The following is a 22,620-nucleotide window of genomic DNA, read 5'->3' on the forward strand; positions in this document are numbered from 1 at the left end:
TAAAGGAAAACAGCATGAAATTATGTGGATTTGACGTTGGCTTGGATCAGCCTTTCTTTTTGATCGCCGGCCCTTGCGTGATTGAGTCGCATCAAATGGCGATGGACACGGCGGGTGCGTTGAAAGAAATTACAACTGAATTGGGTATCCCTTTCATTTATAAATCTTCTTTTGATAAAGCGAATCGTTCTTCCGGCACTTCTTTCCGTGGCTTAGGCATGGAAAAGGGCTTGGAAATCTTGGCGGACGTGAAAAAGCAATTGAACGTCCACGTCCTGACCGATATTCACGCCATTGAGGAAATTAAGCCAGTTGCAGCGGTCGTCGATGTTTTGCAAACGCCAGCTTTCTTGTGTCGTCAGACCGATTTCATTCAAGCTTGTGCGCAATCTGGTAAACCGGTGAATATCAAAAAAGGTCAGTTCTTAGCGCCACACGATATGATCAACGTCATCGCAAAAGCGCGCCTAGCTGCAAAACAAGCAGGGCTGCCGGAAGATAATTTCATGGCCTGTGAGCGTGGTGTTTCTTTTGGCTATAACAATTTGGTGTCCGACATGCGCTCATTAGCGATCATGCGTGAAACCAATTGCCCGGTTGTATTCGATGCGACGCATTCCGTACAATTGCCAGGTGGTCAAGGTACATCGTCGGGTGGTCAACGTGAATTCGTGCCAGTGCTGGCGCGTGCTGCGGTAGCGGTGGGTATCTCAGGCTTGTTTATGGAGACGCATCCAAATCCGGCACAAGCGATGTCTGATGGTCCGAATGCAGTTCCACTTGGACGTATGAAAGAATTGCTCGCGACCTTGTTAGATTTAGATCGCATCGTCAAGAAGAACGGATTTTTAGAATCTAGTTTTAATTAAGACTTAATGCCTCGCAAAGCTGAATGGCTTTGCGAGGCAAATTTTTATCATCGGTTTCAAAGTGTGGGTAGATGATGATCGCTTCAAAACCACAAATGTGTTTTGAAGAAGAGGGCAGGTGCAGACAAAACGAGAAACTCGATTTGCGCGCGCAGTTTCTACAAGATCGAACCCGATAGTTTGTGATTTTCGCACCAGACTTAAAGCCAATATTTTTGTTATTTGATTGAATTTTGATTGTTTAGGAGAATTTGCATGAGTGCTATCGTTGATATTATCGGTCGTGAAATTATTGATTCACGCGGCAATCCAACTGTGGAATGTGATGTGTTGTTGGAATCTGGCGTGATGGGTCGTGCTGCTGTACCTTCAGGTGCATCAACCGGTTCCCGCGAAGCGATTGAATTGCGCGATGGTGATAAGTCCCGTTACATGGGCAAGGGCGTTTTGAAAGCCTGCGAAAACATCAACACAGAAATCGCAGAAGCGATCATGGGTTTGGATGCGAACGAACAGGCTTTCTTGGATCGCACTCTGATCGATCTCGACGGCACAGAAAACAAAGCACGCTTAGGCGCTAATGCGATGTTGGCAGTTTCGATGGCAGTTGCTAAAGCCGCGGCGGAAGAAGCTGGTTTGCCTTTGTATCGCTATTTCGGCGGCTCCGGCGCGATGCAATTGCCAGTGCCTATGATGAATGTGATCAACGGTGGCGCCCATGCTGACAATAATTTGGATTTGCAAGAATTCATGATCATTCCAGTTGGCGCACCAACATTCCGTGAAGCGATTCGTTACGGCGCAGAAGTGTTCCACAGCTTGAAAAAAATCTTGCACGACAAAGGTTTGACGACTGCGGTTGGCGATGAAGGCGGTTTCGCACCATCGGTAGAGAACCACGAAGAAGCGATCAAGTTAATCATTCAAGCGATCGAGGCAGCTGGCTACACACCAGGCACACAAATCGCATTGGGCTTAGATTGTGCAGCGAGTGAATTCTATAAAGATGGCAAATACCATTTGGAAGGCGAGGGCTTAACTTTGTCTTCAGCTGACTTCACTAACTTGCTGGCGACATGGGTCGACAAATATCCTATCATCTCTATCGAAGATGGTATGGCGGAAGGCGATTGGGATGGTTGGAAAATCCTGACCGAAAAACTCGGCAAAAAAGTTCAGATCGTGGGTGATGATTTGTTCGTGACGAACACCAAGATTTTGAAAGAAGGCATACAAAAAGGTATCGCTAATTCTATCTTGATCAAGATCAATCAAATCGGTACTTTGACTGAAACTTTCGCAGCGATCGAAATGGCAAAACGCGCTGGTTACACTGCCGTGATTTCACACCGCTCTGGCGAAACAGAAGACAGCACGATTGCTGACATCGCTGTTGGTATGAACGCTTTGCAAATCAAAACGGGCTCTATGTCCCGTTCTGATCGTATGGCAAAATACAACCAACTGTTGCGTATCGAAGAAGATTTGGGCGAAATCGCTAGCTACCCAGGTCGTGATGCGTTTTATAATTTGAAGTAATTGGCATACCGAAGTTAAAAAAGGGGAAGATGACTTCCCCTTTTTATCGTTGTAAAATTTTTTTGAATTGTTTATCTTGGTCTAAGATCACATGCGTCTAATTACCATCGCCTTACTAGCTTTGTTAGTCCTGATCCAGTATCCACTGTGGTTAGGTAAAGGCGGCTGGCTGCGGGTTGGTGAGTTAGACAAACAAGTAACCGCAGCGCGGGTAAAAAACGACGGACTAAAAGAGCGCAACGCTAAATTAGATTCCGAAGTACAAGACTTAAAAAACGGCACGGCGGCCGTCGAAGAACGCGCCCGTTTCGAATTAGGCATGATCAAGAAGGACGAAATCTTTGTGCAGATTTTGGATGCCGGAAGTCAGCTTGAAAGTAAGCCGCAAGTTATTAAATCTGCTGGTAAGAAGAATTAATTAGAGTCATTCTTTGTTTTACCTGCAATCTCTAAGTTCTACGATTTATTGATGGACTCAAAATTTTTGAGTTGGATGCGATCGAGCAAGCAATCGACTATAGAGTTCCTACCATCAATGTAGGAAAACAAAATGCACGATGTTCCGCATTAATGGCGCCCAATCATTTGATCACAATAAACACAGTCTGCACCGCTAAAACCGTCAAACTGTATGTCTAATCAAAATATAGAAATACAAGCAGCATCCATGCGGCTTGCAAGCGCAATGAAACAATTTGTTTTTTTGGGTATGTTCGGGTATCTTTTCATTTTGTCAAATTAAATCACGTTGGGCCATGACACTTAGCGAACTGATCGAACAATTCGGTGACCTTTCTGACGACGCGACAATTTTCGCTGAACGGATCGACGGATTTTTCATGCCCAATTCAAGGGCTGCTTCGATTGCAATTCCCGAACCACTTACTGCTAAGCCCATTCGTGGCGTAGCGGCTGAACTAGCCCCTGGTTTAGAGTATTTCTTAGAGGTTTTTATCGCTCGAGAAGTCCTTGAGGATTGGATCGAAAACCATGGAGGTGCTCGACCAACGATAGATCAGACTCTGTAAAGAATTATTTACTATGCTGAAAACGATGCGTAGCTTGAGCCGCAATTTGGCTAACACTGCGCTCGTTCGGACTGGCCGGATGCACTGCCATTTCTTGTTAATTCGCTGGCGGCCTGTCGCACAGTTTGAACCCTAGGCCTCCCGATGAGCCCACGCAATTCTTACTACTTCAAATTGGCTTGTTGGATGGTCGCGTCGCTAACTGCGGTAGAGGTTGTTCAAAGTAATGTTGTTGTTGCAATCGTAACGATGATCGCGTGTGTTGTTCTCGGTAGTTGGTTCTTACGCCGCTTGGAATGCCCGCGTTGTGGTTCTTCGATTGCTTTGTACAGCTCAGCCGGAGGTCTTCCTTTGTCTCATTGTTCTGTCTGTGAGCTTGATTTGAGGCTTCCGTTCAAAGGAAAACCATATGACCAAGCATAACGGGTCTATTCCTGCGGATGCCAGCTGGTGCCGTTGAACCAACACGTCGTTAGACACGATATGCGTCGGATAGCCGTCAGCGATCTGACGGCCATTTTAATATCCAGTTTAAAGAGTAGTCATCTCAATTTTTATCAGTAGAAAGCAATTTTTCAAATGCAATCTCAACTTCAGCCACACTAGGCGGTCTTCCTTTATCTCCGAGGTTGATGATTTTATCTGACCAGTTTCCTTCCGTTTTCCATTTGGGCGAATCGCAGTAAATTTCTATGGTGGGTGTTTCGTAAGCTGCAGCGATATGGACTAGGCCCGTGTCGACGCCTATGACTAAAGCGGCGCGTTGAGCAAGTACTGTTGCTTCTTGCATAGAGAGCTTAGGCAATACTCGGGCGTTGGGCATGTGCTCTGCCATAGCTTCTGCTTCCATTTTTTCTGCGGCAGTTCCCCAAGGAAGCAAGATCGGCCAGCCCGTTACTTGTAAATCTCGTGCAGTGCTTATCCAGTTATTGCGTGACCATTTTTTTGATTCGCCTGCGGTGCCATGAAAGAACACGATGTAGGGTGTTGCTGGCATCCACTCAGGTTGTAAATCCAATTTTTGTAAACCGAAACTGGCGGGCGTATCGATTTGATAATTAAGCGCGCCAGCGGCAACCAAACGTCCACGTAAGACTGCGTGAGTGCGGCGGTCAACCGGGATGCTCAAGTCATGAAAAATTCTTGAAATACCTTCATAGCCTGAGCCTTCCGTACCATTGGCTAATCCGATTTTTTTGCCATTCGGTGCTTTGCGCGCCATGCCCATGATGATGCCGGTTTTTAGCAAACCTTGGGTATCAAAAATAAAATCGTAAGCTTCTTCACGTAGTGTGCGGTAGAAATGTTTGATTTCGGCGCGAGTTTCTTTGTTGCCCAAACTTTTACGCCAACGTCTTTGCGCATAGGCGATGACCTTGTTGACTTTGGGTTGCAGCTTGACCAGATTAACGTAGGCTTCTTCCACCACCCAATCAATTTGTGCGTCAGGGTAGTAGGCTTTGATGTCATCGACCATGGGCATGTTGTGGAGTACATCGCCTAGCGAAGAAACGCGGATCAGAAGGATTTTCACGGTGAAGAATTGATTTGATTTATAAATAATGACGGTCAGCTATTGGAATTCTGCTTGTGTTTACTCTCTTCTCCCGCGAGCGGGAGAAGTGCAGGGGATGAGGGACGTCGGGCAGGTAAAATGATGTTTCATCTGTACATCCTAAATAGAACGAATGACATTAAATATACGTTTCGCCAACCTGAACTACCCTCACCCCAACCCTCTCCCGCCTGCGTGATAGGGAGTTTTATCCCTATCTCGACTTGTGTAGATACTTATGGCCTGCTGGAGAGCGAATGTCACAAATTTCTAGTAGGGCAAAACCGCATCCGGCTTAACAGCCAAAATCGCCGCTTTCAACGCTGCCTGTATCCTCGCCAATGCCTCTGAAGTCTCCGCTTCAAAGCGCATGACGATGACGGGTGTTGTATTCGATGAGCGCGCTAAGCCGAAACCGTCTGGATATTCAACACGTAAGCCATCAATATTAATGATCTCGGTCGATCCGGGGAAATTCGCATTCTTTTGCATCTCAGCGATGATGGCAAAGTTCTCGCCTTCGTTTAATTTCAATTGCAATTCTGGCGTGCTGGTCGATTGTGGTAATTCATTGAGTGTGGCTGACATGTCGGCAACTTTGCTCAAAATTTCTAATAAGCGCGCACCAGCATACATGCCATCATCAAAGCCATACCAGCGATCTTTAAAGAAAACATGGCCACTCATTTCGCCACCGAGTGGAGAGCCAGTTTCTTTGAGTTTAGCTTTGACCAGCGAGTGACCCGTTTTCCACATCAAGGGAACGCCGCCGTGGTTTTTGATCCAGCTCGATAAATGACGAGTGCATTTCACATCATATAAAATTTGCTCGCCGGGATTACGGCTTAAGACATCGGCGGCAAACAACATCAATTGGCGATCAGGGTAAATGATTTGTCCATCTTTCGTCACCACACCGAGGCGATCACCGTCACCGTCAAACGCTAAGCCAATTTCAGCATCGGTAGTTTGTAAGCAGCGGATCAGATCTTGTAAATTTTCTGGATGTGCGGGGTCGGGATGATGATTCGGGAAATTGCCATCAACTTCGCAAAATAATTCTGTCACTTCGCAACCCATCGCGCGGTACAAATCGCCTGCAAATGCACCAGCGACACCATTGCCACAATCGATTGCAATCTTGATTTTGCGTGTGAGTTTGACATCGCTAACGATGCGTTCCTGATACGCAGCTTTGATATCGTGCGTGCTGTAAGTCCCTTCACCAACAGCGAAGTCTTTTGCCACGATTCTGTCATACAGCGCTAGTATGGTGTCGCCATAAATCGCTTCGCCTGCCAGCACCATTTTGAAACCATTGTAGTCAGGTGGATTGTGACTGCCGGTCACCATGATGCCGGATGTCGCGCCCAAGACATGGGTGCCAAAATACACCATAGGCGTAGCGACCACACCGAGATCAATCACGTTGATGCCAGTGGCTTGTAGACCCATGGCTAGAGCGGCTGTCAGTGAAGGGCCGGACAAACGACCATCGCGACCTATCACGACGGTCTTCTCACCTTTAGCCAGTGCGGCGCTACCAAAGGCTTGACCTATCGCATAAGCGACGTCTGCGTCTAAGGTCTTATCAATAATGCCGCGAATGTCGTAGGCTTTAAAAATACTTTTGGAAAGGAGGGACATAAAATTCACCTATAAAAAATAATTTCTTTAAAACCTCTCAACACAGAGGCACAGAGACACTGAGAAAGAGCAGGAGACAGTGAACAATAATATTTTCTCAGTGAATCTCTGTGCCTCTGTGTCTCTGTGTTGAGGGGTTCTTATGTTCTGTTCTTAATCTGCCAAATAAAATCTTCAATACCGCACTGAGGCTGATATTCAACCACCAATTGCTGTATCAGGCTACGTACTTTTTCGTAATCAAAATTGCTGCATGCCAGGTCTAATTCTTCTAAGGCTGCTTGTAAATCTACCCAAGCTAATTCAGCTTCTTGGGCGCGCATGATCAGAGGATGTGTGGTGCGTTCAACATTGTCACCAATCAGCAATTCTTCGTACAGCTTTTCACCCGGACGCAAACCGACTTCACGGATTTCTATCGTGCCTTCTGGGTGATCTGCCGACTTCACTTCTAATCCGCACAAATGCACCATGCGACGCGCTAAGTCGATGATGCGTACTGGTTCGCCCATATCGAGCACAAATACGTCACCGCCTTGACCCATCGCGCCAGCTTGCAAAACCAATTGCGCGGCTTCTGGTATGGTCATGAAGTAACGGGTGATTTCTGCATGGGTTAAAGTAATCGGCCCACCTTGCATGATTTGCTTACGGAATAGTGGAACGACCGATCCCGAAGAGCCTAGCACATTGCCAAATCTGACCATGCAAAATCGGGTAATTTGTTGACGGCGCGCATTCGCTTGCAAGATGAGTTCGGCTAAGCGCTTGGTCGCTCCCATCACATTGGTGGGGCGTACGGCCTTATCGGTAGAGATCAAAACGAATTGTTTAACGCCCGCATCGATCGCCGCTTGTGCCAATTTATAGGTGCCGAAAACATTATTGCGTATGCCTTCGATAGGATTATGTTCGACCAGCGGTACATGTTTGTATGCGGCGGCGTGATACACCGTATCAATTTCGAAGCCACGGAAAATTTTATCGAGCTTGGCGCTGTCGTGTATTGAGCCTAAGAAAGGTTTTATCTCACATACCAATTGCAATTGATCGCGTAGTGCTGATAATTCTTGCTCGATTGAATACAGAGAAAATTCTGACATTTCCAAAAGCATCAGACTCTTGGGTTTTTGCCGCAAAATCTGTCGGCATAATTCTGAGCCTATGGAACCGCCCGCGCCACTGACCAGTACATTTTTATCGGTGATGCAGGTGGCTAGCAGTGCCTCATCTGGTTCGACTTGATCGCGTCCTAGTAAGTCTTCAATCTCGACATCACGAATATCTTGCACGCGCAATTCACCGTTAATCAAACTCTTGATAGAAGGTGTGACTTTGACGCGGACTTTGTAATTTTCTAGTTGATCGAGAATTTGCTTTTGTTTGGCTTTAGAAACGCTGGGCAAGGCGAGCAAAACTTCTTTAATGCCGAAATTTTTGACTAGCTGTGGAATCGCTTCAACGGCATAAACTTTGATGCCAGCAATCGAAGATCCATGCATCGTCTGGTTGTCGTCAATGAAGGCAATGCAATCAAGTTCATGTCCTGCGCGCAAAGCATTCGCGAGTTGCATACCGGCCGTGCCAGCACCATAGATCGCGATTTTGATCGCATTCGGATTGCGTCTGAGCCCACCGAGGTAAGCGCGTGCAGCTAATCGACTAGCGCCGACATAAAGTATGGCGCCCGACCAGTAGATGACAAACACCGCACGTGAGATCGCCGTCAGCTGCAACATGAAGCTGAGGAATGCTAGTGCTAGTACAGACAGCGTTACACCAATCACGACGACGCTGACCATCTTTTGATCGATATAGCGTATGACGGCGCGGTACAAACCTATCTTGATAAAAATAGGAATTGCGAACATAGGTACTGCTGCGATCAACCAAGCGTAATGTTTGAGTAATTCAAGATTGACCGTTTCATAGCGCGTCAATATCGCCAGAATAAATGCCAGCGGTAAAAAAATAGCATCCACCACGCCAGCAATAATTTGCTTATGTAGCCTTGGGAGATTGATTAAGGTGTGCATCATGTTGGAATGGTCGTTTTAATTTGTGTACACACTAATGGGTGACGCCATCACGCTTAATCACTTTAAAGAAAGTGCGGAACAATATTTTAATATCCAGTAACAATGATTGATGCTGCAAGTAATAAGCGTCTAATTCGACTTTTTCCGGAATCGGTAATTCATCCCGGCCGTTGATTTGCGCCCAGCCTGTTAAGCCGGGAACGATGGTGTGAACTTGTTTCTCGGTGCGCAGTGCAATCAAATCTGCTTGGTTGTAGAGCGCTGGACGTGGACCGACGAAGCTCATATCGCCTTTAATAATGCTCCACAATTGTGGTAACTCATCAAGGCTGGATTTACGTAGAAAAGAGCCGACCGGTGTTAAGTATTGATCGGGATTTGTCAGTAAATGTGTTGCTACCGCTGGCGTATCGATCAACATAGAGCGAAACTTTGGCATTTTAAAAATCTGATTGTAGCGACCGACGCGATCTGACCAATAGATGATGGGGCCACTTGATGTCAATCGCACCATCAATGCAACGATGATGAATGGCACTAGTAGAATAAGGGCAGCAATGAAGGCGAGGAGTAAATCGGCAAATCGTTTCATAAATACGAACTTTCGGTTTCTATTTTTATTCGTGGTTGGTTGATACTAAGCTGGCAGCACTTTCGCGTAAGCCTTGCTGCACGGAATACGGCGGCGCCCACTGCATATGGTCGCGTGCTTTACTGCTATCGACGCTTAAGGACTGACATAGACGATCGGCGATATTTTTTTTGCCGATTATCGTGGCAGCAAAATTAATTAAAGCGGCAGGGAAGGGCAGCAAACGTGACGGTACTTCTAATGCCTTTGCAGCTTCACGCAAGAGTTCCGTGGTCGATAAATCGTCACCGTCAGAAATTAAAAAGACCTGATTGTAAGCCCGCGGATTTTGCACACAATGCAAAATGAAATCAGTCAGATTTTTGACAAACACAAAGCTACGTTGATTGTGGATACTGCCTAAGGGGAGGGGAATTTGTTTCTTGACCCAAATTAATAAACTTAAAAAGTTGGCGGCAACCCCTTTGCCATACACTAAAGGTGGGCGAATTATCGTGATCGCCATACCAGTACGCTGCCCCAGTTCCATTAAAGCTATTTCCGCTTCTTGCTTGGAAATGCCGTAAGGATCACTTGCTTGCGGTTCATCATTTTCGGAAAATGCTTTTCCCATTGCAGTCATCTCACCATTTACTTTGATAGAGCTAAGGTAGATGAATTGATTGACACCATTCGCCGCCGCTTGTTCTGCCAAGCGTAGCGTTCCATACAAGTTGACCTCACGAAAAGCAGCCAGTGGATCAGTCTCAGTATCGTTCATTACGTGCACCCGTGCGGCGCAATGGATGACGGTGTGCACCTCAGTCAGATGCGCTTGCCAATCCGTATTGCGGTCGATGGTACCAATAACAGGTGTATTTAAGTCCGATGATGGACCGCCACTTCGTACCGGGCAAACAACTTCGCGATTTTGCGCCAAGGCCATTTGCAATAAGTGAGATCCGACAAAGCCCGTTGCACCAGTGATGAGTATTTTATTTTTCATGGTGGATAACTAGCTTGGCGAACGTCGCGCGCTCTTACCTGAGTAGACCGCGTTCAGACGTAGATAGCGACGTAGCAGAAACTTGGAAAAGCTATGGAAGAACCAGAGCGCGTGCCGGGAGAAAATATTCCGGTTCTTATGTGCTGCGGTATGAATCGCTTTTAAGTGCGGATAATAATGTACAGCTTGTTGATGATAGCGGCGAGCACGATAGCAGATGTCGACGTCTTCAAAGTACATGAAGTAACTGGGATCAAAACCGCCCAGTGCCTGATACAGTTCTGGCCTAAATGCCAGAAAAGCACCGGATGCCCACTCCACAGGTATATCGTTCACCGCCGCAGCTATCCGGTCTTTATCGTAAGTTTCGCTGAAGGTATTTACTAAGGGCATCTTGACTATGGATAACATGCCAGGAAAGTGGCGGATGTTTTTATCGGCTACGCGCATAGCCTGATCACGATACAAGTTCAGGGTGGCGATGGCGTGACCAGATTGCTGCATTTTTTCTGTGAGTAAAAATACGGTTTCCGCGGTAACGCTAATGTCTGGATTCATCACCAAAAAAATATCATCAGTTTGGAATCCGGTTTTCTTTTGTATCAGGTCGAATAGATAATTATTGTTCTCGCCAAAACCCAAGCCGGCATGGTCATCGGTATAAAAAATCTGATGTTGTGCGCAATAGGCTTTCAAACTAGCGGCCGGCTTATTGTCTTTAAGCCAGATAGTCAAGCGCACGCGCTCATCCAACAAACCACCTAGTTTGCTGTCGATTAATAAGTCTTCATGACCATGGCTGATAATGGCAACATGAATCATACGAGTGATCTCGTCGGTTTCATTGTTGCTAATGGCGATTGCATCATGATGCGCATTCTTTATCCTGCATAGTTTGTTTGAACAGACGCTGCGCCGCAAAATGCAAAAGCACCCAATCCACAGAGACGCGACATACCCAAGCAAAGGCTGCGCCGATTAAGCCAAATTGTTTGGTCAGTACGACCAACAAAGCCATGTAGAAGAATAATTCAAAGACATGAAAGAGTGCGGTCGTCTTGGTATTTCCGGTCGCATGCAGCAGGGTATATGGTACTACAGCGATGCCATTAATAAAGGTACCAAACACTAATACGACAGTGATAGGAAAGGCTTTTTGTGCGAATTCCGGTGAAATCCACCAGGCAAAGCCGGGATAGGCGACAAGTAGGGTCAATAAACACAAACCCGCCATGATCTTAGCCATGCGGCGCAGATTGGCTGAATAAGACTGATGCAAGTCGCTGCGCGAAGCGATCGTCGCAAATACGGGCATTAAGGCTCCACAAATTGCAATCGGTATCATCAGTAAGCGCATCAAGCCTTCTTGTGGGATCGCGTACTCCGACAATTTATCGGCACCGACTAGGGCACTGACAAAGAAACGGTCGCCATACACCATCAGCGGGCTGACGATGCCAGTTACGGTAACCCAAAAACCATAGGAGACCAGCTGTCGAATTTGTAGTTTGATGCCGCCAAAATCCTGTTTGATCGTGGCCAATTTATCGCGAATGAATAAGTAATGCTTGAGCTGAAAACATCCATACAGCACGGTGACTAATCTTGCCAATACCAGATATACCGTAATCATCCACAAGCTTGAGCCATGTAGCATGATGGACAGCGCAGGCAGAATAAACATACAAAATCCTAAGAAGATTTTATTAATGTTGGATTCTTTAAATTGCCCTAAACCTTCGAGCGCACCGCGCATACCGCTGGTGAGTGTGGCAGGAATCACACCCAACGCTGTTATCTGTAAAGCGATTTTTGTATCGTGCTGCCATGCGGGCGTAATTTTTAGCCAATCGTGTGCCAGCGGATAAGCGAAACCCATGATCAATAAAAATCCCAGAACCCCGGTCACTGCCGTGAGCAGTAATCCTGCTTTTAGAATATGGTGAATCGCGAATCGGCGAGTTTCTGGCAAAGCATCTTGCATCGCTGTCTGCAAGCGGCTCACTTCATAGGTGAGGGCACGTCCAGCACCGAAATCAAAAAAATTGAAATAACCTATCAGTGCCCAAATTAATGTCAAGACACCAAAACCTTCAGCACCTAATTGCTGCAAGGTGTAAGGAATGCAGGCGCCGGCTGCCAATAAAGGAGAGCCGCTACCAATCAGATTCCAGATGGTGTTTTTTTTGAGTGACATATTAGTTAGCTGCGCCCGCCGATTTCACTGACGATGCGATAGCTCGCAGGCAGTTTTGCAAAGCTAGATCCCAGTCCTGTATTTCAATTCCAAAATGTAGGCTAAATTTGCTTTTGTCGAGGCAGGAATTTGGGGGTCTTTGCGCCGGTGTTGGGTAATCTGAACTCGGAATGCCTAGTATTTTGGGTAGCGTAGCGTTCAGTAAACCGAATTGGGCCGCGTATTCGACAATACGCTGGCTAAACTCACACCAATTGGTATAACCGTTTGGCGTTAAGTGATAAATACCTTGATGTGCCTGCCACCATGCTGCTGGTGTTCGTGCTTCAGCATTTTGCAATTGCAGAATAACTTGTTTGACTGCATCGCTTAAAAACAAAGTAGAGCTTGGGGTGCCCCATTGATCGTTGACGATATTGAGTTCGGTTTTTTCTTTTGCTAAGCGCAAAATCGTTAGCAAAAAATTCTTGCCAAAATCGGAATACACCCAGCTGGTACGAAAAATTAAATGCGCGCATCCGCTTTTTACAATCGCTTGTTCACCTGCCAGCTTACTCGCACCATAAACATTTAGCGGCGCACAAATATCTTGTTCTATGTAAGCTGTACGATTACCATCGGTATCTGACTTGTGACCATCAAATACATAATCGGTGGAAAAATGGATCAAGCCTATGCCTAGTTTGTTTGCTTCCTGAGCGAGAATAGCCGGTGCTTCCGCATTGACACGAAAGGCTAGTTCACTTTCTTTTTCTGCCAGATCGACCGCTGTATACGCAGCCGGATTGATGATCAAATCGGGTTTGCATTCTTGAATATAGGGTGCGATGGACGCAATATTCGACAGGTCTAGCTCAGCACGTTGCGGTGTAATGATTTCAGCTACATCTTGCAGCGCTTTCGCTAAACTACGACCAAGTTGACCGCTGGTACCCGTCAACAAAATTCTCATGCGAAAACCTCAGCGTCGGCCAATAATTTTCCTAGCTGATCTTTACCCGACAAAGATGGCCTTCCATTGACTATCCCTTCAAGCGGCCAATTGATGGCCAATGCAGGGTCATTCCAAAGCAAACAGCGCTCATGCTCTGGTGCCCAATAATCGGTCGTCTTATAGAGAAATTCTGCATACTCGCTGGTCACGATAAAGCCATGTGCAAAACCAGGTGGTATCCACATCTGGCGGGAATTACTGGCGGATAAAATTGCCGCTGTCCATTTGCCAAAATTGGGCGAGCTGCGACGTACATCAACGGCGACATCGAATACTTCACCAGCAATTACGCGCACTAATTTGCCCTGTGCTTGTTGAATTTGATAGTGCAAGCCACGTAGTACGCCCTTGGCTGAACGTGAATGATTGTCTTGTACAAACTCAGTGTTCACACCGGTACAAGCGGCGAAGGTTTTTGCATTAAAACTCTCGTAAAAAAAGCCGCGTTCATCGCCAAATACTTTGGGTTCTAAAATCAAGACTTCAGGTAAATCCGTTTGAATGATATTCATGGGGGGAGCTTAAAAACTTTTGTGATTCAGCAGGCGCAATAGATATTGGCCGTATTCATTTTTCTTCAAAGGCTGTGCCAAGTCTTCTAATTGAGCCGGGCTGATATAGCCCTTGCGGAAGGCGATTTCTTCGGGACAGGCGACTTTCAAGCCCTGACGTTTTTCTATCGTAGCAATGAATTGGCCCGCTTCCAATAATGAGTCGTGTGTGCCTGTATCCAACCACGCCATGCCGCGACCCATTAATTCGACTTTGAGCTGCCCTTGCTGCAGATAGACATTATTCACGTCAGTGATTTCCAATTCACCGCGAGCCGATGGTTTGATATTCGCAGCAATATCGCAAATCTGCTGGTCGTAAAAATACAGGCCAGTCACGGCATAGTTTGATTTTGGTTTGAGTGGTTTTTCTTCTATGCTGAGTGCATTGCGTTGATCGTCAAAATCCACCACACCATAGCGCTCAGGATCATGGACGTGATACGCAAACACGGTTGCGCCATCTTGATTATTGTCAGCGCTACGCAGCATGGCTTCGAATTCATGTCCATAGTAGATGTTATCGCCCAAAATCAGGGCAGAGGGTGAGTTAGCAACAAATTCTTTACCAATAATGAAAGCTTGTGCCAAACCATCCGGTGACGGCTGTACCGCATAACTGAGGTTGATGCCCCACTGTGAACCGTCACCGAGTAATTCTTGAAAGCGTGGTGTATCTTGTGGTGTCGAAATAATTAAGATATCACGCATACCAGCTAACATCAGTGATGTCAGCGGATAGTAAATCATAGGTTTGTCGTAGATCGGCAATAATTGTTTTGATACTGATTTGGTGACTGGATATAAGCGTGTACCGGAACCGCCTGCCAGAATAATGCCTTTGCGTTGTGCCATTGTTATCTCTTGTGTTTTGTACTTTATGTTGGTGCTAATTGGGTACTAATCAGTTTTTTTCTTGGTATTGCAAGTTGATCCAGTTTTTATATTCGCCAGATAAAACTTGTTCAGTCCATGCGTCATTAGCTAAATACCAGCTGACGGTTTTACGCAGACCTGTTTCAAATGACTCGGCAGGTTTCCAGCCCAGTTCGCGTTCGATTTTGCGGGCATCGATTGCATAACGTTTGTCGTGGCCTGGTCGGTCTTTGACGTGGCGTATTTGATCGCGATAGCTGCCGACTGTTTTGGGCTGTAGTTCGTCGAGCAGATCGCAAATACTGTGTACCACATTTAAATTGGTTTTCTCATTCCAGCCACCAATATTATAGGTTTCTCCAGGGCGACCTGCTTCTAAGACGCGGCGAATCGCGGCGCAATGATCACTGACGTACAGCCAGTCGCGCACCTGACTACCATCGCCATAGATAGGCAAATCCTTGCCTGCACGTGCATTGGTAATCACCAATGGGATTAATTTTTCCGGAAAGTGCAAAGGGCCATAATTGTTGGAACAATTTGTGGTTAGTGTTGGCAAACCGTAAGTATGGTGATAAGCGCGTACCAAGTGGTCTGAGGCTGCTTTTGATGCAGAATACGGGCTGTTCGGTGCGTAAGCGGTAGTCTCGGTGAAGGGGGGATCGTTTGCTTCCAAGCTGCCATAGACTTCGTCGGTTGAGACATGCAAAAATCGGAATGCATTTTTTTCTTGTTCAGGCAGCGCTTGCCAGTAGGCACGGACCGACTCTAATAGACTAAATGTACCGTTGACATTGGTTTCTATAAATGCCGCAGGACCATGAATCGATCGATCAACATGACTTTCCGCGGCAAAATGGACGATGGCTCTTGGTTGATGTTCTTGCAATAATTGATTGAGCGTATCGCGATCGCTAATGTCAGCACGGACAAAAATATGGCGATGATCATTTTTTAAACCAAGAAGATTGTTTAAATTGCCAGCATAAGTCAACTTATCCAGGTTAATAAGGGCTTCATCGTTTTGTGCCAGCCAATCCAAAACAAAATTTGCGCCTATAAAACCAGCGCCACCAGTGACTAAAATCATGGGGATACCTGTTCTTGTTGATGTTAGGACTGGCGCAAAACAGACGCTAGCGCACTTGCAGTCGCCTCGTGCCCTGACTTCGCAGAGGCAGGCTATGCCTTTGTACTGGCTGCGGCGACGCACCCGGTTAAGGCATTCGAGGGCAGGCACTGGCTAGCGCAATTTTGCGTAAGTCCTAATGTTATTCATGAAAGTCCGCAATTTTACGCCACTTGACCTGAAATTCGGTGCGATAGTCAGGCTTTTTTGTCCTAAAAGTAATTAAATGTGTTGTTGAATGGTAAATTTTTGTCAGTTGGTTTTGCGCTTCCTATGAGGCTTCCCATTTTTTTTAGTTAAAAAATGCACTTTGACTCTTGAATTGTGGAATACCCACCTCATTTGTATGGGCAATGCTTGATTTTTATGGAGATTGTTAATGCAAGAGCAAGATAAACCAGTAGAAAATACTGAAACAATAGCAACTTCAATTGACCTTGAAGCCGTACAAGCTGCTGCTGCACAAAATCAGGTCGAACCTGAAGTAGTGATTGAGCCTGGTGTGTCAGTTGAGACCTTGGCGCAATTGGAAGCCAAAGTGTTGGAACTGCAAGATGCCTTCATGCGCGCTAAAGCCGAGGGCGAAAACATTCGTCGTCGTGCACAAGAAGACATTTCAAAAGCACATAAATTTGCGATTGAAAGTTTCGCTGAATCTTTGGTACCTGTCAAAGATAGTTTAGAGATGGGCTTAAAGGTAGAAACGCAAACGGTGGAGTCCATCAAAGAAGGCGTAGAAATGACGCTGAAGCAATTGAATTCTGCATTCGAAAAGAATCGTTTGTTAGAAATTAATCCGCAACAAGGCGACAAACTTGATCCGACTAAGCATCAAGCCGTTTCTATGGTGCCAGCAGAGCAAGAAGCGAATACTATCGTTGCGGTATTGCAAAAAGGTTACACCATCGCCGATCGTTTGCTGCGTCCTGCTTTAGTAACTGTCGCACAAGCGAAGTAAGTAAAAAATGGGCTCAAACGGCTCGAGATGAGGAAAAACTAAGGCAAGAATCAAAAAATCGGCAAATAGACCGCAAAAAAGCATAAAAAGCGCCTTGAAAATGCGGTTTTTTGCCAAATATCAGAAACAGAAGGGCGCGATAACGATAATTCGACGAGCTCAGTAAGTTTTAACTTGGTTTTAGATTCATTTGAAATTAATTAAATATATAAATTCTTTAGGATAGGGAAAATATCATGGGAAAAATGATCGGTATTGATTTAGGTACAACCAACTCTTGCGTCGCAGTGATGGAGAATGGCCAACCAAAAGTGATCGAAAACGTAGAAGGCGCGCGTACCACGCCGTCGATCATCGCTTATCAAGAAGATGGCGAGATCCTCGTCGGTGCTTCTGCTAAACGCCAAGCCGTCACCAATCCAAAAAACACTTTGTACGCGGTCAAGCGTTTGATCGGTCGTAAGTTCGACGAAAAAGAAGTGCAAAAAGATATTTCTTTGATGCCTTACACCATTTCTAAAGCTGACAATGGCGATGCATGGGTTTCTGTACGCGACAAGAAATTGGCGCCACCACAAATTTCTGCTGAAGTTTTGCGCAAAATGAAAAAAACCGCTGAGGATTACCTCGGTGAAGAAGTGACAGAAGCGGTTATTACGGTTCCTGCTTATTTCAACGATGCACAACGTCAAGCGACGAAAGATGCAGGTCGTATCGCTGGTTTGGACGTCAAACGTATCATTAACGAACCAACTGCTGCGGCATTGGCTTTCGGTTTAGATAAAAAAGAAAAAGGCGATCGTAAGATTGCTGTCTACGATTTGGGTGGTGGTACGTTCGACGTATCTATTATCGAAATCGCTGACGTTGATGGCGAGATGCAATTTGAAGTATTGTCGACGAACGGCGATACTTTCTTAGGTGGTGAAGATTTCGATCAACGCATCATCGACTACATCATTGATGAATTCAAAAAGATCAATGGCTTGGATTTGTCTAAAGATCCTATCGCTCTGCAACGTATTAAAGCGTCTGCAGAACGCGCCAAGATCGAATTGTCTAGCTCACAGCAAACAGAGATTAACGAGCCTTACATCGCCATGGCAAATGGCGCACCAACGCACTTGAATTTGAAAATTACACGTGCCAAATTGGAAGCATTGGTAGAAGAATTAATTCAGAAGACCATGGAACCATGCCGCATGGCGATCAAAGATGCGGGCGTGAAAACCTCAGACATCGATGACATCATCCTGGTGGGTGGTATGACACGTATGCCTAAGGTTCAAGAGTTGGTCAAGGAATTCTTCGGCAAAGAACCACGTAAAGACGTGAATCCTGATGAAGCGGTTGCAGTGGGTGCAGCGATTCAAGGTTCTGTATTGTCCGGTGATCGTAAAGACGTCTTGTTGTTAGACGTAACACCTTTGTCTTTGGGTATCGAGACTTTGGGTGGCGTGATGACGAAGATGATTCAAAAGAACACCACGATTCCAACCAAGTTCAGCCAAGTGTTCTCAACTGCGGATGACAATCAACCAGCGGTAACGATCAAGGTTTACCAAGGTGAACGTGAAATCGCAGCGCGTAATAAAGGTTTGGGCGAATTCAATTTGGAAGGTATTCCACCAGCATCGCGCGGTACACCACAAATTGAAGTGACTTTCGATATCGATGCCAATGGTATTTTGCATGTAGGCGCAAAAGACAAAGCAACCGGTAAAGAAAACAAAATCACCATTAAGGCAAACTCTGGTTTGACTGAAGAAGAAATTCAAAAAATGGTGAAAGACGCCGAATTGAATGCGGAAGAAGATCATAAAGTCAAAGAATTAGCTGAGTCCCGCAATCAAGGCGATGCCTTAGTTCACTCAACTAAGAAAGCTTTGGCTGAGCACGGCGACAAGTTAGATGCTGGCGAAAAAGAGAAAATCGAAGCCGCGATCAAAGAGTTGGAAGAGGTCTTGAAAACTGGCGACAAAGCAGAGATCGACACCAAGCTCGGCAATTTGTCGACAGCGTCCCAAAAGTTAGGTGAAAAAGTGTACGCAGACATGCAAGCACAACAAGCCGCAGCGGGCGGTGCCGCAGGTGCAGCTCCTGGTGCAGATGCAAAACCACAAGATGACGACGTGGTGGATGCTGACTTCAAAGAAGTGAAAGATGCTAAGTAATCTAGTTGGGTGATAAATAAGTAAAAACCTCTCAACACAGAGGCTCAGAGACACAGAGGTACACGGAGAAAAACGGGATAGATTTTTGTTTTTCTCTGTGCCTCTGTGTCTCTGTGTTGAGAGGTTTAAAAGCTTGATAAACGCAAGACTCTAATTAAAACAAGGTGTAATCGAGATGGCGAAGCGTGATTTTTACGAAATTCTGGGTGTTGCAAAAAACGCCTCAGAAGATGAAATCAAAAAGGCTTATCGCAAGCTGGCGATGAAATATCATCCGGATCGTAATCCGGACAGTAAGACTGCGGAAGAAAAATTTAAAGAAGGCAAAGAAGCCTACGAAATGCTGTCTGACCCGCAAAAGCGCGAAGCTTATGATCGCTACGGTCATGCCGGTGTTGACCCGAATATGGGTGGCGGAGGCGGTGGTGGCGGTGCAGGTTTTGCCGATGCCTTTGGCGATATTTTTGGTGATATTTTTGGTGGTGGGCGAGGTCGCAGTTCAGGTCCTCAAGTGTATCGCGGTGCTGATTTGCGTTATAACTTGGAAATCTCGTTGGAACAGGCCGCCAACGGTTTTGATACCACAATACGTGTTCCTAGCTATGATGGTTGCGATACCTGTCATGGTTCTGGTGCCAAGCCAGGTACTTCACCTGTTACTTGTACCACTTGCGGTGGACATGGTCAGGTACGTATGCAGCAAGGTTTGTTCAGTATTCAGCAAACTTGTCCTAAGTGCCATGGTACGGGCAAGATGATTACCGATCCATGTAATCCATGTAATGGAACGGGTCGTATCAAGCGTAATAAAACGCTGGAAGTGAAGATTCCAGCTGGTATTGATAACGGCATGCGGATTCGTTCTTCGGGCAACGGTGAACCTGGTATTAATGGTGGTCCTCCGGGTGATTTGTATGTGGAAATTCATATCAAACCACATCAGGTGTTCCAACGCGAAGGTGATGATTTACATTGCGAAATTCCGATTTCCTTTGTTAAAGCAGCTTTAGGCGGTGATATTGAAGTACCGACCTTGAGCGGTAAAGCTAGTTTCACGATTCCTGAAGGTACGCAATCGGGTAAGACTTTCCGACTGCGTAGCAAAGGTGTGAAGGGTGTGCGCTCTGGTTATGCTGGCGACTTGTTCTGTCACGTGGTGATAGAAACACCGGTGAAACTGACGGAGAAGCAAAAAGACTTGTTGCGTAGTTTTGAACAACTGACAACAGAAGGTGGTTCTAAACATAGTCCGCAAAGCAAATCGTGGATGGAAAAAGTGAAGAAGTTCTTTGAATAAGATGAACTTTGATGAATGAAAAAAAGCGCAGATAGATTCTTATCCGCGCTTTTTTTTCGTGAGTAAAAACTTAAGGCCTTGTTTTAGTAGGGCTAAATTCGATAGCGCATTCTAAAAAAGGTAAAATGTTGAAAGTGAAAATAGCAAAGGAGCAATATGAGAGAAGTCATACGTGGCAGTGTTACCCCTGATCAGTTATTTGAGAATAATCGTAGTTGGGCTGCCGAGATTCGTAGTCGCGACGCTAATTTCTTCAAAAAGCTCGCTGAACAACAAAGCCCGGAATATCTCTGGATAGGCTGTGCTGATAGTCGAGTACCTGCCAACGAATTATTGGGATTGTTGCCGGGCGAGTTGTTTGTCCATCGCAATATCGCTAATTTAGTCGTGCATTCCGATTTGAATTGCCTGTCAGTGTTGCAATTTGCGGTTGATGTTTTAAAAGTGAAACACGTCATTGTTTGCGGACATTACGGCTGCGGCGGCGTGCACGCTGCGCTGACAGGTCGCCGGGTTGGCTTAGCCGATAATTGGCTACGTCATGTTCAGGACGTACATCAAAAACATGAAAAATATCTGGGCGAAGTTTTACCAGAAAAGGAACGTGTCGATCGATTGTGTGAGCTGAATGTAATCGAGCAAGTCGTGAATGTATGCCAAACCACCATCATCCAAGATGCTTGGGAACGTGGTCAGTCGGTCGAAGTGCATGGCTGGGTGTACGGCATTCAAGATGGTCTACTGAATGAATTAGGCATGTCTATCAACTCGCCACAAATGCTGGCACCGCATTTGGAACGTAGCTTGGCGCGCTATCAGTAAGCTCAAAAGTCGGGATAAAATACGTTTGTGATTGCGTATTTAAAGCGTGTGTTGAATCGTGCAAACCCTGTGACGAATAGCGCTGAATAAGCCCAAAAAAAATCCACAAATAGAGGACAATTGCACACTTCGCATTTGTCCTCTATGTCATGAAATCTGATTCAAATTCTTTACGCCTCAACGGTCTTGATACCTTACGCGCCTGCGCTATCTTGCTGGTCTTGATGTATCACTATATGGTCTTCGTCAGTCACGAACCGAGTTTCGGGTTTCTTAGTGAAATCGGTTGGGTCGGTGTCGATCTATTTTTTGTCTTAAGTGGCTATCTGATTGGTAATCAGATTTTTGCTGGATTAAAAAGTGAGCACGGGTTTTCACTCAAGACTTTTTATATTCGACGTGCACTGCGTACACTGCCGAATTTTTATGTGGTGCTCGCTATTTATTTTTTATTTCCGATCGAGGCGGGCGGGAAAGCGGTGACGCCGCTCTGGAAATTTTTAACTTTTACTCAGAACTTTGACCTAAAGCCGGGTTCGGCGTTTTCACATGCTTGGTCACTTAGTATTGAAGAACAGTTTTATGTCGCTTTACCCTTAGTTGCCATCGCGACTATTAGCTATTTAAAGTCAGCACGTGCAATGTGCTTGGTATTGTTTGGTGCGATGGCCGCTGCTGCGTGTATGCGCTACCTGATGTGGCAACAAGTCGGTGCCGACTTTACCCAGTATTACGTGCACATCTACTATTCAACCTGGTGCCGCTTTGATGAATTGTTGCCTGGTGTTGCGCTCGCTTTACTGAAAAATTTTCATCCGCAATTGTGGACACGTTCGCTCAAATATGGCCACATGAGCTTGTTGGGCGGCGCGATCTTGACTGCAAGCGCGATGTACTTATTCACCTACTATAGCTATGTGGATGGACAGGGTTTTTTGTGGTTTACGACGACTTTTGGCTATAGCTTACTAGCTGGCGGATTTGCTTTGTTGACCTTGGCAGGACTTAGCCCCAATTCGTATTTATATCGTTGCCGTATCCCCGGTGCATCTGCCTTAGCCTTGTGGTCGTACGCGCTGTATTTGGTACATAAGCCGCTCATGAATGCTTTGATCCGTCCATTTGACGCTGTGGGTATATCAGTCAAATCCTGGGCAGGTATTAGTTGCATGTTTGCCCTCAGTTTAATGGCGACCTATGTCTTGTATGTGGTGGTAGAAACACCCTTCATGCGATTGCGTGATCGCTATTTTTCCTACAAATAAAGGTGAATTTGTCACGCTTAGCTTGTCGGTCTGACCCGAATTGCCTGACAAGAACTTGGTAGTGATCTGGAATACTAGAGCACTTAATCATCTCTCATGTTTC

20 protein-coding genes are annotated in these 22,620 nt (G+C 45.8%); 9 read left to right on the forward strand and 11 right to left on the reverse strand.

All coding sequences use genetic code 11. From position 1 onward, the window contains the following. The first annotated feature begins 14 nt into the window (after positions 1-14). The 4 genes from kdsA (at position 15) to AC1RR2_RS15180 (ending at position 3,436) form a co-directional block, all read left to right on the forward strand. Positions 15-869 (forward strand): 3-deoxy-8-phosphooctulonate synthase, encoded by an 855-nt coding sequence (gene kdsA / locus AC1RR2_RS15165; protein ID WP_493223107.1) that lies wholly within the window; start codon positions 15-17, stop codon positions 867-869. Between the two features lie 255 nt (positions 870-1,124). Continuing rightward, the gene (eno, locus tag AC1RR2_RS15170) at positions 1,125-2,408 is read left to right on the forward strand and encodes a phosphopyruvate hydratase (protein WP_493223108.1); all 1,284 of its coding nucleotides are present in this window, start codon (positions 1,125-1,127) and stop codon (positions 2,406-2,408) included. Between the two features lie 91 nt (positions 2,409-2,499). Beyond that, positions 2,500-2,826, forward strand: coding sequence for a cell division protein FtsB (gene ftsB, locus AC1RR2_RS15175; protein ID WP_493223109.1), 327 nt, complete (start codon positions 2,500-2,502; stop codon positions 2,824-2,826). A 421-nt stretch (positions 2,827-3,247) separates the two neighbouring features. Beyond that, a complete protein-coding gene (locus AC1RR2_RS15180) occupies positions 3,248-3,436 on the forward strand; it encodes a hypothetical protein (RefSeq protein ID WP_493223110.1) in 189 nt (62 codons plus the stop codon). Positions 3,437-3,983: 547 nt separating this feature from the next. Here AC1RR2_RS15180 and waaC read toward each other — a convergent pair. The 11 genes from waaC to rfbB form a co-directional block, all read right to left on the reverse strand. Further along, complete coding sequence (gene waaC, locus AC1RR2_RS15185) at positions 3,984-4,970, reverse strand: lipopolysaccharide heptosyltransferase I (RefSeq protein WP_493223111.1); 987 nt, start codon at positions 4,968-4,970, stop codon at positions 3,984-3,986. A gap of 291 nt (positions 4,971-5,261) precedes the next feature. Then, on the reverse strand, positions 5,262-6,638 hold the full coding sequence (locus tag AC1RR2_RS15190) for a phosphomannomutase/phosphoglucomutase (RefSeq protein ID WP_493223112.1): 1,377 nt from the start codon (positions 6,636-6,638) through the stop codon (positions 5,262-5,264). A gap of 140 nt (positions 6,639-6,778) precedes the next feature. Continuing rightward, positions 6,779-8,677, reverse strand: a complete 1,899-nt coding sequence (locus tag AC1RR2_RS15195; RefSeq protein ID WP_493223113.1) for a polysaccharide biosynthesis protein — start codon at positions 8,675-8,677, stop codon at positions 6,779-6,781. Positions 8,678-8,708: 31 nt separating this feature from the next. Continuing rightward, on the reverse strand, positions 8,709-9,269 hold the full coding sequence (locus AC1RR2_RS15200) for a sugar transferase (RefSeq protein WP_493223114.1): 561 nt from the start codon (positions 9,267-9,269) through the stop codon (positions 8,709-8,711). 25 nt (positions 9,270-9,294) lie between these two features. Beyond that, a complete protein-coding gene (locus AC1RR2_RS15205) occupies positions 9,295-10,254 on the reverse strand; it encodes a UDP-glucose 4-epimerase family protein (RefSeq protein ID WP_493223115.1) in 960 nt (319 codons plus the stop codon). A 9-nt stretch (positions 10,255-10,263) separates the two neighbouring features. Continuing rightward, the gene (locus AC1RR2_RS15210; RefSeq protein ID WP_493223116.1) at positions 10,264-11,076 is read right to left on the reverse strand and encodes a glycosyltransferase; all 813 of its coding nucleotides are present in this window, start codon (positions 11,074-11,076) and stop codon (positions 10,264-10,266) included. A gap of 43 nt (positions 11,077-11,119) precedes the next feature. Then, a complete protein-coding gene (locus AC1RR2_RS15215) occupies positions 11,120-12,451 on the reverse strand; it encodes a flippase (protein ID WP_493223117.1) in 1,332 nt (443 codons plus the stop codon). 1 nt (position 12,452) lies between these two features. After that, entirely contained in the window at positions 12,453-13,403 is a 951-nt protein-coding gene (gene rfbD / locus AC1RR2_RS15220) for a dTDP-4-dehydrorhamnose reductase (RefSeq protein WP_493223118.1), read from the reverse strand. After that, complete coding sequence (gene rfbC, locus AC1RR2_RS15225) at positions 13,400-13,957, reverse strand: dTDP-4-dehydrorhamnose 3,5-epimerase (protein WP_493223119.1); 558 nt, start codon at positions 13,955-13,957, stop codon at positions 13,400-13,402. The genes rfbD and rfbC overlap by 4 nt, the downstream gene beginning before the upstream one ends. A 9-nt stretch (positions 13,958-13,966) precedes the next feature. Beyond that, a complete protein-coding gene (rfbA, locus tag AC1RR2_RS15230) occupies positions 13,967-14,851 on the reverse strand; it encodes a glucose-1-phosphate thymidylyltransferase RfbA (RefSeq protein ID WP_493223120.1) in 885 nt (294 codons plus the stop codon). A gap of 49 nt (positions 14,852-14,900) precedes the next feature. After that, positions 14,901-15,962: a dTDP-glucose 4,6-dehydratase gene (gene rfbB, locus AC1RR2_RS15235; protein WP_493223121.1), complete on the reverse strand. Its 1,062-nt coding sequence runs from the start codon at positions 15,960-15,962 to the stop codon at positions 14,901-14,903. A 418-nt stretch (positions 15,963-16,380) separates the two neighbouring features. On the opposite strand from rfbB, the gene grpE reads away from it, so the two are divergent. The 5 genes from grpE (at position 16,381) to AC1RR2_RS15260 (ending at position 22,517) form a co-directional block, all read left to right on the forward strand. Beyond that, a complete protein-coding gene (gene grpE, locus AC1RR2_RS15240) occupies positions 16,381-16,959 on the forward strand; it encodes a nucleotide exchange factor GrpE (RefSeq protein WP_493223122.1) in 579 nt (192 codons plus the stop codon). Between the two features lie 236 nt (positions 16,960-17,195). Continuing rightward, positions 17,196-19,133 (forward strand): molecular chaperone DnaK, encoded by a 1,938-nt coding sequence (gene dnaK / locus AC1RR2_RS15245; RefSeq protein WP_493223123.1) that lies wholly within the window; start codon positions 17,196-17,198, stop codon positions 19,131-19,133. 175 nt (positions 19,134-19,308) lie between these two features. Next, positions 19,309-20,430: a molecular chaperone DnaJ gene (gene dnaJ, locus AC1RR2_RS15250; RefSeq protein ID WP_493223124.1), complete on the forward strand. Its 1,122-nt coding sequence runs from the start codon at positions 19,309-19,311 to the stop codon at positions 20,428-20,430. A gap of 156 nt (positions 20,431-20,586) precedes the next feature. Beyond that, a complete protein-coding gene (can, locus tag AC1RR2_RS15255; RefSeq protein ID WP_493223125.1) occupies positions 20,587-21,252 on the forward strand; it encodes a carbonate dehydratase in 666 nt (221 codons plus the stop codon). Positions 21,253-21,401: 149 nt separating this feature from the next. Next, positions 21,402-22,517 carry an acyltransferase family protein gene (locus tag AC1RR2_RS15260; protein ID WP_493223126.1) on the forward strand — a complete coding sequence of 372 codons (1,116 nt, stop codon included), beginning with the start codon at positions 21,402-21,404 and terminating at the stop codon, positions 22,515-22,517. Positions 22,518-22,620 lie beyond the last annotated feature (103 nt).

The organism is Undibacterium sp. GW821-FHT11H02 (assembly GCF_058808015.1).

Excerpts from the sequence above, each read along its gene's own strand:
- kdsA (WP_493223107.1), top strand. The coding sequence starts at position 15 with ATGAAATTATGTGGATTTGACGTTGGCTTGGATCAGCCTTTCTTTTTG.
- eno (WP_493223108.1), top strand. The coding sequence starts at position 1,125 with ATGAGTGCTATCGTTGATATTATCGGTCGTGAAATTATTGATTCACGC.
- ftsB (WP_493223109.1), top strand. The coding sequence starts at position 2,500 with ATGCGTCTAATTACCATCGCCTTACTAGCTTTGTTAGTCCTGATCCAG.
- AC1RR2_RS15180 (WP_493223110.1), top strand. The coding sequence starts at position 3,248 with ATGCCCAATTCAAGGGCTGCTTCGATTGCAATTCCCGAACCACTTACT.
- AC1RR2_RS15190 (WP_493223112.1), bottom strand. The coding sequence starts at position 6,638 with ATGTCCCTCCTTTCCAAAAGTATTTTTAAAGCCTACGACATTCGCGGC.
- AC1RR2_RS15195 (WP_493223113.1), bottom strand. The coding sequence starts at position 8,677 with ATGATGCACACCTTAATCAATCTCCCAAGGCTACATAAGCAAATTATT.
- AC1RR2_RS15200 (WP_493223114.1), bottom strand. The coding sequence starts at position 9,269 with ATGAAACGATTTGCCGATTTACTCCTCGCCTTCATTGCTGCCCTTATT.
- AC1RR2_RS15205 (WP_493223115.1), bottom strand. The coding sequence starts at position 10,254 with ATGAAAAATAAAATACTCATCACTGGTGCAACGGGCTTTGTCGGATCT.
- AC1RR2_RS15210 (WP_493223116.1), bottom strand. The coding sequence starts at position 11,076 with ATGATTCATGTTGCCATTATCAGCCATGGTCATGAAGACTTATTAATC.
- AC1RR2_RS15215 (WP_493223117.1), bottom strand. The coding sequence starts at position 12,451 with ATGTCACTCAAAAAAAACACCATCTGGAATCTGATTGGTAGCGGCTCT.
- rfbD (WP_493223118.1), bottom strand. The coding sequence starts at position 13,403 with ATGAGAATTTTGTTGACGGGTACCAGCGGTCAACTTGGTCGTAGTTTA.
- rfbC (WP_493223119.1), bottom strand. The coding sequence starts at position 13,957 with ATGAATATCATTCAAACGGATTTACCTGAAGTCTTGATTTTAGAACCC.
- rfbA (WP_493223120.1), bottom strand. The coding sequence starts at position 14,851 with ATGGCACAACGCAAAGGCATTATTCTGGCAGGCGGTTCCGGTACACGC.
- rfbB (WP_493223121.1), bottom strand. The coding sequence starts at position 15,962 with ATGATTTTAGTCACTGGTGGCGCTGGTTTTATAGGCGCAAATTTTGTT.
- grpE (WP_493223122.1), top strand. The coding sequence starts at position 16,381 with ATGCAAGAGCAAGATAAACCAGTAGAAAATACTGAAACAATAGCAACT.
- dnaK (WP_493223123.1), top strand. The coding sequence starts at position 17,196 with ATGGGAAAAATGATCGGTATTGATTTAGGTACAACCAACTCTTGCGTC.
- dnaJ (WP_493223124.1), top strand. The coding sequence starts at position 19,309 with ATGGCGAAGCGTGATTTTTACGAAATTCTGGGTGTTGCAAAAAACGCC.
- can (WP_493223125.1), top strand. The coding sequence starts at position 20,587 with ATGAGAGAAGTCATACGTGGCAGTGTTACCCCTGATCAGTTATTTGAG.
- AC1RR2_RS15260 (WP_493223126.1), top strand. The coding sequence starts at position 21,402 with ATGAAATCTGATTCAAATTCTTTACGCCTCAACGGTCTTGATACCTTA.